The sequence below is a fragment of the Mesorhizobium sp. BHbdii genome (assembly GCF_053848045.1).
This window is the reverse complement of sequence record NZ_JBSPKX010000004.1, coordinates 305,061-320,675: the sequence shown is the minus strand read 5'-3', so window position 1 is coordinate 320,675 and position 15,615 is coordinate 305,061. Positions and strand designations below refer to the sequence as shown.

The following is a 15,615-nucleotide window of genomic DNA, read 5'->3' as shown; positions in this document are numbered from 1 at the left end:
GATACGGCGCGTCGAGGCGAAAGACTCCATTTTGTCCGCTGCACATCGAAAAAGATATATGATTGCGCTGATATCGCAGGTGGTCGACGCAAGCCAATGCCGATCTTTTCAGTCAAGCACACGACCGTCTATCGCTACACGCAACCGGTGACGTTCGGCGAGCATCGGCTGATGTTCAGGCCGCGCGATAGTTTCGATCAGCGACTTCTCGATCATGCCTTGTTGGTGGACCCCGAGCCGAAAGAGGTTGGCTGGATCCATGACGTTTTTGGAAACTGCGTTGCGGTAATCGACTTCCAGGGTTCCGGCGACGAACTGCGTTTCGTGACAGACATTCGGCTCGATCACACGCCGCAGCATGCGCCTGATTTCCGTATCGATGAGGCAGCACTCAGCTATCCATTTTCCTATGATCCCGACGAGGCAACCGACCTCACCCAAACCATCGAGCGCCATCATCTCGATGACGGCGACGAGATCGGCAAATGGGCACGACAGTTCGTGAGCGCCAGAGGCCACACCGAGACGGGCAAATTGCTGATGACACTTTGCTACGCCATCCATGAGAGCTTTGTGTATTCCCGTCGAACTGAATCAGGGACGCAACCGCCTCTCATGACCTTGCACCTGCGTCGAGGCACATGCCGAGACTTTGCGCTGTTCATGATGGAAGCGGTTCGTTCGCTCGGTTTTGCTGCCCGTTTTGTGACTGGTTATGTCTATGTGCCGAACCGCGACAGCGCTTCTGTCCTCGGCGGCGGTTCGACACATGCCTGGTGCCAGGTCTATCTGCCTGGCGCGGGTTGGGTCGAGTTCGACCCCACCAATGGCATTGTCGGCAACCGGGACCTTATCAGGGTGGCTGTGGCCAGGCATCCTGGGCAAGCCATCCCTCTTTCCGGAAGCTACTGCGGCAGCGCGTCGAACTTTCTCGGCATGACCGTGGAGGTCAAGGTGGTGAAGGAAGCTGGCATCAAATAACCAGCATCAATAAAAATTAGCATCCTCTAAATGTGTTCGGAACTGTTCGCGGCAATCCGGAGTTTGCTTTAATCAACGCATTGGAGCTTCGATGCGTATCCGCGCAGGTTTCAACCTCGCCTACGAATGTCCGCAGCCGACACCGATGCTGCTCGTCCTTGATATCCATCCTTCACGCCGCGTCGATCTTTTGACGGAACAGATCATCGGCTTCGATCGCCCGGTCGAAGCCCGCGGCTACATCGACGTTTTCGGCAATTTGTGCACGAGAATAGAGGCGCCCGCGGGGCTTACGACGATATCAACGAACTTCGAAATTCATGACACCGGCAAGCCAGAAACTGTGGCCGCGGGCGCCGTCCAGCACGATATCAAAGAGCTGCCCGACAACGTGCTCAGGTTTCTTCTCGGCAGCCGCTACTGCGATACCGATCGGCTTGGCGACTTCGCTTGGGCCAATTTTGGCAATACCGCACCCGGATGGGCGCGCGTCCAGGCGATCTGCGATTTCGTTCACGAACACATCACCTTCAACTACCAGGCTGCGGACACGATGCGGACCGCCTACGGCGCGCTAACCGACCGGGCCGGCGTGTGTCGTGATTTTGCGCATCTGGCAATCACGCTGTGCCGTTGCATGAACATTCCGGCGCGATATTGCACCGGCTATCTCGGCGACATCGGCATACCGCCGATGCCGTACCCCATGGATTTCAACGCATGGTTCCAAGCCTATCTCAGCGGCCATTGGTTCACCTTCGATGCACGGCACAACCAGCCTCGCATAGGCAGAATCCTGATGGCGACGGGATGCGATGCCAATGACGTCGCTATCTCAACGAGCTTCGGTCTTTCCCGGCTCACCCGCTTCGAAGTCATCACAGAAGAAATCCACGCCGAGCCTGAGAAGGCGTCAGCCCGCCGCACCTTTCGGCATGACGGGCTTCAGCGTGAGGGGTCAAGTCAGTCGTAGACCTTCACAATCTTGCGGGTACCTGGATCGACCAGGACGGTTCGGCCATCGACGACTACGTAGCGGTACTGAACGTCCGGCACCTCGTAAAGCTCGACTGTTTCGGGCAGAGGTGTGCCGATGTTGAGCTCCACGCCGGGAAGGCTGAGTGATGCCACTGGTTTCTTTTTCACGTATTCGCGGATCACAGTGTCCTGCTCGGGTTGAATAATGACGTCCTGAGCGGCGGCGGCGCTGACGCCAACGAACAGCAGGATGCCTGCCGCAGCCGATGTAAGTTGCTTACCCATAATAGCCTCCAAGCAACCTTCAGCTGCGGTGCTTGATTGCTGCCGCGACGGGTTGCATAGTTATCTGAACGATGCGGCGCAATTCTTGTTCCATTTTGTAGGGCGCGAACCGCTGCCACGGCATATCAACGCTGACGTTCGAGGCCGCGCGCGAACGCGCTTCCGCTCAAGGCTTAGGTTCTTCCGGAGGAGGCGCGTTTGGGGCTGGACAATCAGGATGTGGCCATTTTTCACACGGAGAGGGCTTGTCGCCAGCGTCGCCATAACGTTCCACGAGTTTTGCGAATCCGTAGGCGAAGGCGGAAAGCAGCGCCAGGATAACCACTATGCGAGCGGCCATACGGGGATTATAGCAGCATCCCGCTTAGGATTGACCCCAGCATCAGTTAGCGCTCGACAGGTTTGCGGCGAGGTTCGCAAGATCTGAACGCATCTCGTGAGCTTCCTTGCCACACCTGGGCGACGTGAATGCGTCGGTACGCTGGCATGGATTTGCGCGGGCTCGCCGGCACGGGCCGGTGGAAGGGCGAAAAGTCAGTAGCTCGCTAGGGCATGTCATCGTTTCGGAGGGAAGCAGGAAGGCTGCTCCCGACTCGCAAACGCAAGGTGACCAGACGAAGCGCACTATTGAAAATCTTCGGGAAAATTGGTGCTGCGAGAGAGGATTGAACTCTAGTCCCACTCAATAAAATCAACAGCTTACATGTCGTTTTGTAACATTGTGACGTTCATAAAAATGACCTGCTCCGACTTTGGTTGGAAGGGTCATACAGGCTTCGCAAGGCTCGCCTTTGCCTCGGCCTTTTCTTGCGTTAGCATAAGCACAAATTAGCTATGCCTTACGAATCTGATTTCGCTGAGGGGGGCGAAAGCTCATGGAGATGCAGCAGGTCCGCTATTTTCTGGCCCTGTCCAGCACCTTGAACTTCACCAGGGCAGCCGAAGAGTGCAACGTCACCCAACCTGCGCTGACGCGTGCAATCAAAACACTTGAAGACGAGTTGGGGGGAGAGCTTCTCCGGCGCGAGCGTCAGCACTCGCACCTGACCGAGCTTGGACGGCGTATGCTGCCCTTGTTGCAGCAATGCTACGATGCGGCCACTTCCGCCAAGTCACTCGCCAAGGCCGTGCAAAGCAGCGATGTGGCTCCGCTCAACGTCATTATTTCCAACAGCGTCAACATTGCTCTGCTGGTTTCGCCGTTTACGGAGCTTTTCCGGGCCTATCCCGGAGTCCATCTCAAGATCAGTCGCGGCTCGCCGACCGCTGTCGTCGATGCCCTCAAGAACGGCGAGGTCGAGCTGGCAGTTGCCGGCCCGCTGGGGGCAGCTTGGGATCGGCTCGATACCTGGCCGCTCTTCCAGGAGGAGATCGAGCTGGTGGTGAATTCCGACCATCCGCTCGCTCGGCGCAACGAATTCGATGTCGCGCTTAGCCAACTGGCCGCAGAGCCTGTGCTCAGCCGGATCGATTGGGAAACGAGCGAGGAGCTGTCGCGTCGCCTCGCTGCGAAAGGGTTTACGCCTCAGGCCGCCCATGAGGTCGAGACTGACCACGACCTACTGGCCCTGCTGGAGGCCAACGCCGGCGTGGGCTTCGTCTCCACGACAGCGCCACGGTCGCCGAGTGTCCGCAGACTCAAGCTGCGGGATGTCGACATTTCGCGCGTGGTCGCCGTCTACGCGGTCGCCGGCCGGCATCGTTCGCCAGTCGCCACGACGCTGCTCAACCTGTTGCGATCGACCGACTGGTCGCCATTTGGCGTTAGCGAGCCCGCTTGAGCGCCGCAATCAGGTCGTCGATGTCCATTCGCCGGCGGTAGTCGGGATCCACGAATCGCTCTGTAATCCGCCCGTCCGTGCCGACGATGAAAGTCGCCGGGATCGGCAGGAACCAGCTGCTGTTGCCCTGATAAGTAGGGAGATCATAACCAACTCCCATCAACCGTTCCATTTCAGCCCCGACCCAGATAGCGAGGTTGAGTGAGAGCGCATAGCCATTGTCCATGTCAGTCAGGAATGGAAACTGGGCACCTACCGTCGTCTTCATCGCCTTCGCAAATTTGCGTCGTTCGGGCATGACCACCGCCACTTGGCCACCAAGTGCGGCAATCTCCTCTTGGACCTCTACGATCCCGATCGCATTCAAGCGGCAATAAGGGCACCAGTGACCCCGCTGGAAGATTATTACCGCCGGCCCCTGCTTCAGGAGGTCCGTCAATCCGATCAGTTTGCCGCTGTCGTCAGGCAGGAGGAAAGCTGGCATGGGATCGCCAGGCGCCGGCGCCATCGCCCCAGCCCCCTGCTCCTGCAAGCGTGACACCAGGCGGTCGACTGCATCGGCAAAATTGCCATTGAGGCGGCGAACAGCCCTTGCGACCACCTCCAGCCGCTCATTCAGCGGCGCATCGAGTTCGACGGCAGCCTGCACGGACTGTTCAAGTGTCATTGTCTGGTCGTCGGCGGCCATTTTTGCACTTCCATCGGTTGCATGCAGCCTATCATCGAAGCTCCTCGGCCGGGGTCATGCTATTCTTGCATGGATTTGATATCTTGCGTGCATTCGAGCACAGGTGAGCTTCATATTCTGTTCGCTGCCTCCGCTCAATTCGTTACATCATGTTCCTGACATCCGAGGCGAAAGTGGGGAAGCCGTAGACTATGTCGGATAACTGCGGTGCAGTGATGCCGTGTTTCATGGCAAGCGCGAAAAGATGAATTAGCTCTTCGCCGGAGTGGCCCACCATGTGGGCGCCGACGATCCTGTCCGTGGTCTCCTCGACAATGACTTTTGACCACGCGACGGTCTCGGCATAGGTCCTCGCCGATAGCCAGTCCTTCATGTCGTTCACATGGACCTTTACGCCAAGTTCTTGTTCTTTCGCCTTGGCCTCGGTCAGTCCGACGCTGGCCAGGGCCGGAACTGTGTAGACGGAAGCCGGTATATGGCCATAGTCCGGCCGGTGTCTCGGCCCATCGACGATGTTGCGGCCAACGATGCCGCCCTCATAGGTCGCTATCGGCGAAAGCTGGGGAGAATTCCACAGCGCGTCGCCGCAGACATAAACGTCGGGATTGGAACGCGAACGCAGGTGATCATCGATCTCGATGAGCCCTTCGCGATGCACGATGACGCCGGCGCCAAGATCGAGCCCCTCTACATTGGCCACACGCCCTGCGCAATTCACAACCCTGTCCGCTTCTACGGCGCACTCGATGCCATCCGCCACAAAGGTGACGCGCAATCGCCCGTCGACCTTGTCGACCCTATTGACCCAGGCCAGGGTTCGAACATCAATGCCAATGCGTTCGCTCTCGCCACGGATCTGGGCAACGGCATCGGCGTCGAATCCTCCAAGCAGATGCGGCAGCGCTTCGAGGATCGTCACGTCGACGCCGGCGCGCGCGTAAACGTGGCCCAGTTCGAAGGCAATGACGCCGCCGCCGACGAACACCACCGCTCGGGGCAGCACCGGGTCGTTCAAGACATCGTCCGAAATTGTCAGGTGCTCGGCGCCTGGAATTGGCAGTGAGCGCGGCTTCGAACCGGTTGCGATGACGATGTTCCTGGCTTCAAGCTCGCGACCGTCAACGCTGACGGCATTGCTGCCGATGAACGCGGCGTCGCCGGCTATGACATCGACGCCGCGCTTGGCCATCAATCCGGACAGGCGGCAGGGAATGTCCCTGATCATATCCTTTTCACGTTCGATCAGGGCTCGCCAGTCGAGCCTCGGCGTGTCGACCGTGATTCCGTGCCGACCTGCCTGTTCGATCTCGTGGAGCGCATGGGCCGCCGCGACGAGGACCTTCTTCGGCGTGCAGCCGCGATTGGGGCAAGTGCCGCCGAGGTCACGTGCCTCTATCATGGCCACCGACATCCCGGCGGCGCGCGTAGGCACCGTCACACCTATCCCGGCATTGCCGCCACCGAGGATCACGACATCATACTTTTCCATCGCGCCACCTGCACATGATCAATGGAGCTTGATCCGAGGCCTGGTGCGCCTCGCCACTATCTCACCAATCGAATCCAGCGCGGTCTTCGCAAAGCCGTGCACCGCCTTGAGATGCATCTTGTAGAGCGAGCGATACATCAGCCGGGCAAGCAGACCTTCGATCTTCAGCCCACCAATCAGGCTGCCAAACGAGCCGTAGTCGGCGAGCGAAACAAGGGATCCGTAGTCGCGGTAACGGAATTCCGGCGCGGCCCGTCCCTTGAGACGCGCGGCAATCACCTTGACCAGGTGATCAGCCTGCTGATGGGCTGTCTGGGCGCGCGGCGGCAAGGGATTGTTCTCGCCGGGCGGGACACAGCTCGCGCAGTCGCCGATCGCAAACACGTTTTCGTCGCCCTTGGCTTGCAGCGTTTCATCCACGACCACGCGATTGATGCGGTCCGTCTCGAGGCCATCGAGTCTTTTCAGAAGGTCCGGCGCCTTGATTCCAGCGGACCACACGACGAGTTCGGCCGGCACAAACAGCTTCTCGCCAAGCCTGACGCCGTCCTCTGTCACTTCGGTGACCTTGATCCCGCATCGTATCTGGACGCCCAGGTCACGAAGCAGGTGCGCCGAAGCGCGCGCCAGATGTTCGGGCAAAGCCGGCAAGATGCGCGGCCCCGCCTCGACGAGGGTGATGTGGATCAGCCTTTCGAAATCGATGTTGTCAAGGTTATGCGACGCAATTTCCCGCATCGACTTGTGCAGCTCCGCCGCCAATTCGACCCCGGTAGCCCCGGCACCAACGATGACGCAATGGAGCTGGCCTGGCGACAGCTGTTCGTATTGCGCGTTGGCGCGCAGGCATGCGTCTATCATGCGCTTGTTGAACCGGGCGGCCTGATCCGCCGTATCGAGCGCTATTGCGTAACGAGCCGCCCCTGGTGTGCCGAAATCGTTGCTGACGCTGCCGACTGCCAGCACCAGCGTATCGTAGCCCAGGACACGCGGCGGAATGATCTGCCTGCCGTCGTCGTCGAAGCTGGGCGCCACAAAGACCTGACGCTTGGCGCGGTCGATGCCGACAACCTCGCCGATGCGGTATCGATAATGGTGGCGACTGGCATGGGCTATGTATTCCACCGCATCGTTCGATGTGCTCAGTGCGCCCGAGGCGACCTCGTGCAGAAGCGGCTTCCAGATATGGGTGCGATTGCGGTCGACAAGCGTAATGGAAAGCCGCCGCTTGCCGAACTTGCGACCAAGGCGTGTTGCCAGTTCAAGCCCGCCCGCACCGCCACCAACGATCACCACGCGATGCAGCGAGCTATCCGCATGGGATGGTGTCTCCGGTATCGTGCGGAAAAGCGCGGCGTTGTTAGCGAGCACGGCTTCTGGAACCAATCGTATTCCCGGAGTGATGATCTGCATCGGTATTCTCCGTCACTTTCCTCGGCCTCACCGCGCTCGAAAAATCACTCTTGCGATTCGTGGATGACGACCCCTTGCAGCATATCGACATCGCATTCCCACGGCTTCTCCGAGAGAACACGGATTCCATGCTCGTATCCTGCCTGCCAGCGCGTGCGGATGCCTGCCCGGGTGAAGTCGATGTCTTTGGTGTGGTCCTCGCCGTCGAGGCGCGGTGAAAGCAGCCGAACCAGGTGCATGACCGAGGGGCAGCCGTAGGAGGCGAGTTCCTTGAATATCGGATCCTCGCGCCGCTCCTCGGGGACGAGCTTTCCCATTTCGCGCACGACGTGCCGCAGACGATGGAGCTGTTCCTGGCGAGCCACGTGGCTCTTGCCCCGGCTGGCGTATTGAAGGTCCTTTTGCCGCCCCATCACCTGCCAGATCGACTTTGGTTCCGTGCCGCGCGGCTGCCACATGTTGACCGCGAAAATGAGCGCATCGCGCCGTGGACGCGCGTCCAGCACGACCTCGATAGGTGTGTTCGAATAGATGCCGCCGTCCCAATAGGGCTCGCCGTCGACACAGACTGCCGGAAAAGCCGGAGGCAAGGCCCCCGACGCCATGATGTGCGCCACCGACAGACTCATCTCAAGGGTGTCGAAGTATTTGAGTTCACTGGTGTTGACGTTCACCGCGCCAACGGTCAATCGCGTGTGGCGCCGATTGAGATAATCGAAGTCGATAAGATCATTCAGCGTCCGCTTAAGGGGATCGGCGGTATAGTAGGAGGCATTCTCCACACCCACTTCGAGATTCACCCCGAACATGGCGCTCGGGTTCGGTTCGAAGAATCCCGGTATGCCGCGCATGACCGTGCCCATGTTGGCGAAGATGTTACTTGGAACCATCATCCGGAAAAACTCGTCGAGCGGGCTACTCCGGCTGACACCGTCCCAGAATTCCCGGAGCCTCGGCATGCGATTCTTCGGCTCGTTTCCCGCAATCAACGCCGCGTTGATGGCTCCGATGGACGTGCCGATAACCCAATCCGGTTCAATGCCGCCCTCGACGAGTGCCTGATAGACACCGGCCTGATAGGCTCCGAGCGCACCACCGCCCTGCAGCACCAACACGGTCTGGCGCTGGACCGGACCATCGGCGATCCGGCTTGGCTCAGTCACGGGCTCTGACGTTGAGAGATTTCGGGAGATCCTGTTCATGGCTTTGTCGTTCCTCATTCGGGCGTTCAATGAGCGGTCCAGCCGCCTTCGATCGGCATGATGGCGCCGGTGATCGAGGCAGCATCGTCCGAGGCCAGGAACAGGCAGAGCGCCGCAACCTGGGCAACGGTCACGAACTCCTTGGTCGGCTGGGCAGCCAGAAGCACGTCCTTAATCACCTGCTGTTCGGTAATCCCGCGTGCCTTCGCCGTATCCGGTATTTGCTTCTCGACAAGCGGGGTCAGCACGTATCCGGGACAGACGGCATTGACGGTGATACCCTGCTCCGCGACTTCCAGCGCCACTGTCTTGGTCAGGCCGGCGACCCCATGCTTGGCGGCGACATAGGCGGATTTGTATGGCGAGGCGACAAGTGCGTGCGCCGAGGCGACGTTGATGATGCGGCCCCACTTGCGTTGCTTCATCGCGTGGAGCGCACGCCGGATCGTGTAGAATGAAGACATCAGGTCGATTGCGACGACGGCTTCCCATTTTTCGATCGGGAAGTCGTCGATCGGCGCGACGTGCTGAATGCCGGCATTGTTGACCAGGATGTCGACGGCACCAAACTCGGCGATCGCCCTGTCCATCATTGCGGTTATAGAGTCGCCCTTGCTCATGTCCGCATTGTCGTAGCGGACGGTGACCCCATGGTCGGCGGCAAGCTTCGCCCGCAGGAGCTCAATCTCATCAGCGTCGCCGAAGCCGTTCAGAACGATGTTGCAACCCTTGGCCGCAAAGGCTTCGGCAATGCCCTGGCCGATGCCGCTGGTCGAGCCTGTGATTAGTGCTGTCTTTCCTTTGAGCATCGTCGCTTCCTTCGGTTGGAGCTGCGGCCTGGCAGCCGGCAATCGGCAGCGAGCAACGGACCTCCGCGCCCACGGTCTGAATTCTGGGTCAAGTATGGCGAGCCACTCGAAGCAGTGGAAATGCCGTTGAGACATAGATTCGATAGCCGACGCTCAGATCATCAGCTCTATGCCGGCGCCGCCGTCGACCATGCTGCCTTGGTTTGCTTGACGTTGGGGCAGCCAGTAAGATCCCACCGTATGCCGGCCCGCCGGGGGCGTGCCGTGCAGATCAGTCAGGTCAGATATTTCTTGGCCGTCGCGAGGGAATTGAACGTTCACCAGGGCGGACGAGCAACGTCACGCAGCCCACGCTTTCACGCGCGCGATCAAGCTGCTCGAGGGCGAATTTGGCGGCGCGCTTTTTCATCATGAGCGGTGGCAGTTGGCACGCTGGTGCGCGAAGCCATGCAAAAAGGGTTCGGCGAGCGGACCACAGCATTATCCGCCGCCGGGTAGCCTCGCTGCGCTAAAAACTGTCTCGCATGCCCGGCCGGCGGATCTTCGGCACATCATCCGCGCTCAGTTTTTTCTGATCGTCGAGGTCACGGACTGGATGACCTCTGTCGCCATCCTGAACTGCGGCGCGCGATTGGTAATTCCATGCCGCTTGGCGATCCAGTCGAAATCGCTGTAGGCGGCATAAACCGAACCATCCGCGGTCTGGTAGACCAGCACGCGCACCGGCCAATCGAGACCGGCTTCGGGGTTCGACGTGATGAAGGTCGTGCCGAGCGCCGGATTGCCAAACATCACCAGCCGCGACGGCCTGACATCATTGCCGGCATCGTGGCCAAGGCTTGCCTGGTCGATGACGCCAAAAAACTTGATGCCCTTCTTGAGGACGTCCTTCTTGATGCGGGCAACTGTCTCCGCGATGGAATAGTCGCTCTTCACCGTGACGACGCCATCCGAAGCGGCAGCCGGGACGACGATCGCCATCAGCATGGCCGCGCCGGCAATCGAGGTTTTCAGGTAGCTGGTCATGTTGGTCTCCTTTGGTTTGCTGGGTTGATTTTGGCTATGGCCTTGATGTCTCTGTTCATTCTCGCCTGAAGGTCGCCTCGTGGTCGACGATTTTTCCCGATCGTCAGGCGGTCGGCGACTTCAACGATCGCGCGACCGCGATCGAGCCGGCGAGGACCGCGGCGAGCACGGCCACGCATGCGGTCCAGCCGATCCGGTCGTAGATCTGTCCGATCACGAAGCTGCCGGCGAGCCCGCCCGTATAGTAGGAAGCAAGGTAGATGCCGCTTGCGGCGGTGCGATCGCGCGAGGCGGTCCGGCTGACGTGTCCTGTCGCTATTGCCTGCGCCAGAAAGGTGCCAATTGCGACCAGCGCCATCCCGCCGAGAACAATGGGAAGGCTGGTCGTGAGCAGCAGAAGCAAACCCAGGATCGCCAGCGTAAGCGTTGCACCGATGGCGATCCTTGGGCCGAGGCCCGCGGCGAGACGCCCGGCGAGCGGAGTGGTCAGCATGGAAGGCAGGAAGACGAAATACACCAGTCCGAGCGCCATTGGCGACAGCGATAGCGGGGCGGTGACGAGCTGGAAGTTGACATAGGTGAAAGTGCCTATGAAGACGAAGAGGATCAGGAAGCCGATCGCGAAACAGGCGCGTAGCTCGACGTTCTTCAGCGGGCCCTTCCAGGCCGCGCGGGCAGGCTCGCCTATAGCGTCGGCGCGCGTCATTGCGGATGTCTTCTGCAGCGTGAGCCAGACAAGAGCCGCGCCAATCAGATTGAGGGCGGCGAACGTCAGGAAGTTAGTGGAGATGCCAAACGTATCGGCGACGGCGGCCGACATAAGCCGTCCGAAGAAATTACTGGCGACGTTGCCGGTCACATAGGCCGCAAGCGCACCTGTCGTCTGCCGCGCGGAAAAATGCTCGGCCAGGTAGGCCATCGTCAGCGTGAACGCGGTCGACATGCACAAGCCCTGGATGACACGGAGCAGGCCAAAGGCCACGATGCTGTCTGTTTGTGACAGCAGCGTCGTCGGTATCGCCAGCACCGCAAGGCTGATCCAGATGCCGTTGCGGCGATCGAGGTTCCTGCCAAAGAGCGCCACCGCAATTCCGGCCACAGCCATGCCGAAAGTGCTGGCATTGACGGCAGAGCCCATTGTCGCGCGGCTGACGCCGAACTTTGTCACCAGCGACGGCAAGATGGCCTGCGTGGCGAAGAGATCGACAAGTGTCAGGAAGGCAATCACGGCGATAATACCGAAGCGCCAACTGTCGGCAACCATCCGCAGCCGCGTCGGCTCAGTGTGTTCGCTCGTCGTCATGGTGGGCTCCGTCGCGACACGTCCCCAGGCGACCCCTGAGGACGCGCTTCCAATTGCCGGTTAGAGGAAGAGGTGAGGCAAGGTCGGCTCACATCGTGTGGTCGTCCTGCATTGCCGGCGGCAAGATGTCGGCCGAATAGAGCACCGCCGGGGCCTTGCCATTGTTCTTCCACCAATGGGCGAGCTGGCCGAATTCGACGCTCACGTCGCCAGCCTGGTGCTCAATTCCCACCTTGCAGGTGCTGCGATATTCGGTGATCGAGCCTTCGACGACGAGGATGTTGGCGGGACGAACAGTGTGCTCGTGCCAGGGCACGACACCGCCGGGCTGAACGACGAGCTTGCGCAGGCGCAGCATGTTGCCTTTCCAGGCCTCGCCCTTCGGGCTCAGATCGATCGCGGAAAGGACATCGTCGGTAACGCCTACTGGCTTGCTCGGATGCTCCTGGATATCAGTCGTGGCAGCTTGGCCCGCAGGGCAGTCGCCGGCAAAGGCCGGGGCAACGGAAAATGCAGCCGTTGCAGTAAGAAGTCCGAGCGTCAGCGCCAGGGTCAGCGGCGCCGGCAATGCAATTGTTTTGGTAGCCATGTTGTATTTCTCCTTTGTCGGTGCCCAAACGCGGGAGGCGGGGCATGACGAGGAGAGTGACGGGATCCACAAAGAAAGAGAAATGCTGCCTGGCTCTCAATTCGATACCTGAAACCTATGGTTACACACGTGGCGACGCAAAGGAGGTGCGAGAAGCACGTGGCGAGAATGAAAAGTCTTCGACTATGCTTTAGGCCGCCGTCTTATGGACTGCCAATGGCATGGCGCTCATCGGCCAGCCATGTGCCTTGACGCTGCTCACGAAGGCCGAAGCGGCCGGCGAGAATCTTCGTCCTGCCACGACAACCAAGCATACTTCCCGCCAGACCTCGGGGTCGACGACAGGCCGGACCTGCAAGCCCGGGATCACAGCGCTGAACTCCGGGATGAAGCAAATTCCAAGGCCTCCGGAAACCATGTTCTGGATCCAGTCCTCGCGCTCGCTGGCGTAGGAAATCCTGAGCTTCACGCCGCGATCGCTGCAAAGTCCGGCGAGGTGATCGCGATACTCGCAGTTCAATCGCCTGAGGTAGTTTTCCCCGTCGAGTTCGGAAATGGAAACATTGTCGTTGCGGGCCAGTCGATGGCCGTTGGGCAATGCCAGGACGAAGCGCTCGCGATAAAGCGGCGTCACGTCGAAGCGTTCGGGAAAACTGTCGCTCGATGCCATGATGGCGACGTCGATCTCGCCCGATTCGAGCAATTGCGAAAGTGAGGTGGGCACGCCCTCGACAAGCTGCAGCTGGATGCCCTGCTGACGTCTGCTGAACTCGGCCAGCAGACCAGTGAACCGGCGCGGACCGATGGTGCACATAACACCAACCCTGAGATTCGCATTTTCCAGACAGAGAAACCTTGATGCCTCTTGCCGAACGCCGGTCAGTTCATCGAGAATTTGCTGGAAACGGGGTCGCAGCAGAACGCCTAAATCCGTGAGATGGGTGAGATTTCGCTCGCGGCGAAAAAGCAAGCCGCCGACCTCTTCCTCAAGCTGCTGAATTGCGCGCGACAGCGCCGGTTGCGTTACGTTGCATTTTTCGCCGGCGCGCGTGAAATTTCGTGTCTCGCAGACTGCAAGAAAATAGCGGATGTGATGGATGTCCATGCGATTGTCCCCGAATTGCATATGGTTCATGTGCTGGCGTCGGAGCTTGCCGCAAAGCGTCCCGTCGTGCCAATGCACTGCCGCTATAAAGTCGATAGCGGCCCGTCATGATGCTTTCTGAAGTCGAGGTGCGGATCATTGCGCTACGGCCAGAGCCCCGCTCAGGCTGACCTAAAAACAACGATGGCGAGCATTTGCTCGCCATCATGCTCGTGTTGCGCCAAAAGGCCAATCGGCGATTAGCTGTTGCCGCCAAGCTGATGGACCTTGACGCAAAACTGGGCATACGGCTTGCTCATCGCCGCGTCATTGCACTCCCTCTTCATCGCGTTCCGCTTGTCCTTCGACATCGCATTCCAGGCTGCTTTGAATTCTGCATCCGACTTCATCGTCTTCATGCTCGCATCGGCGTAGAACGGCTGCATGTTGGACGGTGAATCCAGCGCGCCGGCAAACGCCAAGCCGCCAAGAACGGAAAGTGCAAACGCGCCAAGGCAGATAGCTTTGATATTCATGGTGGTGATCCTTCTCTGAGGTTGAACAGTCGTCCCATCGACGACTGCGTGATGATCGGCAGCAATTTAAAACTCTTCGGTTCCCCCTTGCCGAGATCGACTTTGCTGCAATCGGCGGCCACCTTGCCAATGCCATCTACGAATGGAGTTTATGCCGGTTCTGTATCCCGCGGATGCTTGGCGACAGAACGCCAATTGGCACCACCCAAAGCGCGCACGTTCGCGCAGAATGCGGCATGGCGCTCGCTCACTCCGGGTCGTTGCACGCGGATTTTTGCCTGCCTTGCACAAAGCTTCCGCCGCGCCGGTGATTGCAGCCAATGCACCCTGCCTATGGAGTTCATGCCACCTTGGCATTTCGCCAACAGGAAATGATGTGGCAGTTTCTCCATGAGACGCCCTGGCTGGCGTTTTTGGGATGGAGACGAAAGATGCATGTCCAGACCGGAATCGAAACCAACAACGCCGTCATTGCCGGCGCAAGACCTGCGATGGACGGCGGACAGCTCGTCGACGTAGTCCTGGCAAGCGACGCGCACGGCGCTTTTGTCTGGGGCGTGCTCGATCGCTTGCTGGATGAGCCTGGCTTTTCCTTCGGCAACATCACCGCGTCGGGTTTCAGCGCGCTGGAGGCGGCGGTTCTGGCCTACGGCCTGGCCCTCGCCGGTCGCCGTGGCGCACGCACGGCGCTCGTCAACCTCTGGCGACGCATTAGCCACGTGTCGGTCTTCGCAACCAACAAAGCCAATCCGCTGCGATCGATACTGGAACAGTCAATCGACATCGCCGAGCTCCGCAAGAAAGGCTGCCCTGTGAACCTCAGCATTTCGGCTTCGAACGCCCGCACCGATGCAGTGAGGGTGTTCTCGGGCGATCAAATGTCAATCGACGCTATCGTGGCGGCGGCCACAGTCCCATTCCTTTTCCCGGCCGTTGAGATCGACGGCGAGATCTATTGGGGCGACGGCGACCTTGCGGCCTTGGGGCAGGTGCGGTCGGTTGAAGCGGGCCATCTGCTGATCATCGCCGGCAAGCCTTCAGGGTTCACGACGCAGTGCGCGGATCGCAACATGGCCGCCAATCATGGCGCGTCGAAGCCCCCGCTGACCCACACCATATTCGACCGTCAGCATCGGGCTGGTGCAGCGCTGTTCGCAAGGCCGTGGACCGACTGGAGTGAGTTGACCGACAGGCGTGACAGAGGACGGGAGCAAGCCGAGGATTGGCTTCTGGCCGGTCAGCTCGTTGTGAATGAACCTTCCGCCGCCGACGGCAAAAACCGATACGTCTAGGCGCCTCCCTCCCGCCTAGTCGCGCCTGCTTCGCCCCGCTCCACGAACGCAGGCGCCAGGCCCTCCGGTTCCCCGCCGGAGGGCTTTTTCTTTGCCGCTCGTAACGAAGCGATGCGTATCAAATCCATGCCGAGACAGCATTTCAGCTCGGCCGTCTGA

General features: G+C 59.9%; 15 protein-coding genes. 4 read left to right on the top strand and 11 right to left on the bottom strand.

Annotated features, from left to right (window positions below; translation table 11 throughout):
• The first annotated feature begins 96 nt into the window (after positions 1-96).
• Positions 97-981, top strand: a complete 885-nt coding sequence (locus ACWTU8_RS22190) for a transglutaminase family protein (protein WP_287338004.1) — start codon at positions 97-99, stop codon at positions 979-981.
• A gap of 91 nt (positions 982-1,072) precedes the next feature.
• A complete protein-coding gene (locus ACWTU8_RS22185; RefSeq protein WP_455849843.1) occupies positions 1,073-1,954 on the top strand; it encodes a transglutaminase-like domain-containing protein in 882 nt (293 codons plus the stop codon).
• Here ACWTU8_RS22185 and ACWTU8_RS22180 read toward each other — a convergent pair.
• Entirely contained in the window at positions 1,945-2,244 is a 300-nt protein-coding gene (locus ACWTU8_RS22180) for a DUF1236 domain-containing protein (RefSeq protein WP_065009244.1), read from the bottom strand. The two genes, ACWTU8_RS22185 and ACWTU8_RS22180, sit on opposite strands and share 10 nt — an antisense overlap.
• An 875-nt stretch (positions 2,245-3,119) precedes the next feature.
• Here ACWTU8_RS22180 and ACWTU8_RS22175 point away from each other — a divergent pair.
• The gene (locus tag ACWTU8_RS22175) at positions 3,120-4,025 is read left to right on the top strand and encodes a LysR family transcriptional regulator (protein ID WP_455849842.1); all 906 of its coding nucleotides are present in this window, start codon (positions 3,120-3,122) and stop codon (positions 4,023-4,025) included.
• On the opposite strand, the gene ACWTU8_RS22170 is transcribed toward ACWTU8_RS22175, so the two are convergent.
• From ACWTU8_RS22170 to ACWTU8_RS22125, 10 genes are all read right to left on the bottom strand, one after another.
• A complete protein-coding gene (locus tag ACWTU8_RS22170) occupies positions 4,009-4,713 on the bottom strand; it encodes a peroxiredoxin-like family protein (protein ID WP_455849841.1) in 705 nt (234 codons plus the stop codon). The genes ACWTU8_RS22175 and ACWTU8_RS22170 overlap by 17 nt on opposite strands.
• A 142-nt stretch (positions 4,714-4,855) precedes the next feature.
• Entirely contained in the window at positions 4,856-6,202 is a 1,347-nt protein-coding gene (locus tag ACWTU8_RS22165) for a dihydrolipoyl dehydrogenase family protein (protein WP_455849840.1), read from the bottom strand.
• Positions 6,203-6,220: 18 nt separating this feature from the next.
• Entirely contained in the window at positions 6,221-7,615 is a 1,395-nt protein-coding gene (locus tag ACWTU8_RS22160; protein WP_455849839.1) for an NAD(P)/FAD-dependent oxidoreductase, read from the bottom strand.
• 44 nt (positions 7,616-7,659) lie between these two features.
• Positions 7,660-8,817, bottom strand: a complete 1,158-nt coding sequence (locus tag ACWTU8_RS22155) for a patatin-like phospholipase family protein (protein ID WP_455849838.1) — start codon at positions 8,815-8,817, stop codon at positions 7,660-7,662.
• A gap of 26 nt (positions 8,818-8,843) precedes the next feature.
• On the bottom strand, positions 8,844-9,626 hold the full coding sequence (locus ACWTU8_RS22150) for a 3-hydroxybutyrate dehydrogenase (RefSeq protein WP_455849837.1): 783 nt from the start codon (positions 9,624-9,626) through the stop codon (positions 8,844-8,846).
• A gap of 561 nt (positions 9,627-10,187) precedes the next feature.
• Positions 10,188-10,652, bottom strand: a complete 465-nt coding sequence (locus ACWTU8_RS22145) for a DUF302 domain-containing protein (RefSeq protein ID WP_455849836.1) — start codon at positions 10,650-10,652, stop codon at positions 10,188-10,190.
• A 103-nt stretch (positions 10,653-10,755) separates the two neighbouring features.
• Positions 10,756-11,955: an MFS transporter gene (locus ACWTU8_RS22140; protein WP_455849835.1), complete on the bottom strand. Its 1,200-nt coding sequence runs from the start codon at positions 11,953-11,955 to the stop codon at positions 10,756-10,758.
• A gap of 88 nt (positions 11,956-12,043) precedes the next feature.
• Positions 12,044-12,544, bottom strand: a complete 501-nt coding sequence (locus ACWTU8_RS22135; RefSeq protein ID WP_455849834.1) for a cupin domain-containing protein — start codon at positions 12,542-12,544, stop codon at positions 12,044-12,046.
• 190 nt (positions 12,545-12,734) lie between these two features.
• Positions 12,735-13,649 carry a LysR family transcriptional regulator gene (locus ACWTU8_RS22130; protein WP_455849833.1) on the bottom strand — a complete coding sequence of 305 codons (915 nt, stop codon included), beginning with the start codon at positions 13,647-13,649 and terminating at the stop codon, positions 12,735-12,737.
• A 239-nt stretch (positions 13,650-13,888) separates the two neighbouring features.
• On the bottom strand, positions 13,889-14,164 hold the full coding sequence (locus ACWTU8_RS22125) for a hypothetical protein (RefSeq protein ID WP_455849832.1): 276 nt from the start codon (positions 14,162-14,164) through the stop codon (positions 13,889-13,891).
• Positions 14,165-14,514: 350 nt separating this feature from the next.
• On the opposite strand from ACWTU8_RS22125, the gene ACWTU8_RS22120 reads away from it, so the two are divergent.
• The gene (locus tag ACWTU8_RS22120) at positions 14,515-15,456 is read left to right on the top strand and encodes a patatin-like phospholipase family protein (protein WP_455849831.1); all 942 of its coding nucleotides are present in this window, start codon (positions 14,515-14,517) and stop codon (positions 15,454-15,456) included.
• Positions 15,457-15,615 lie beyond the last annotated feature (159 nt).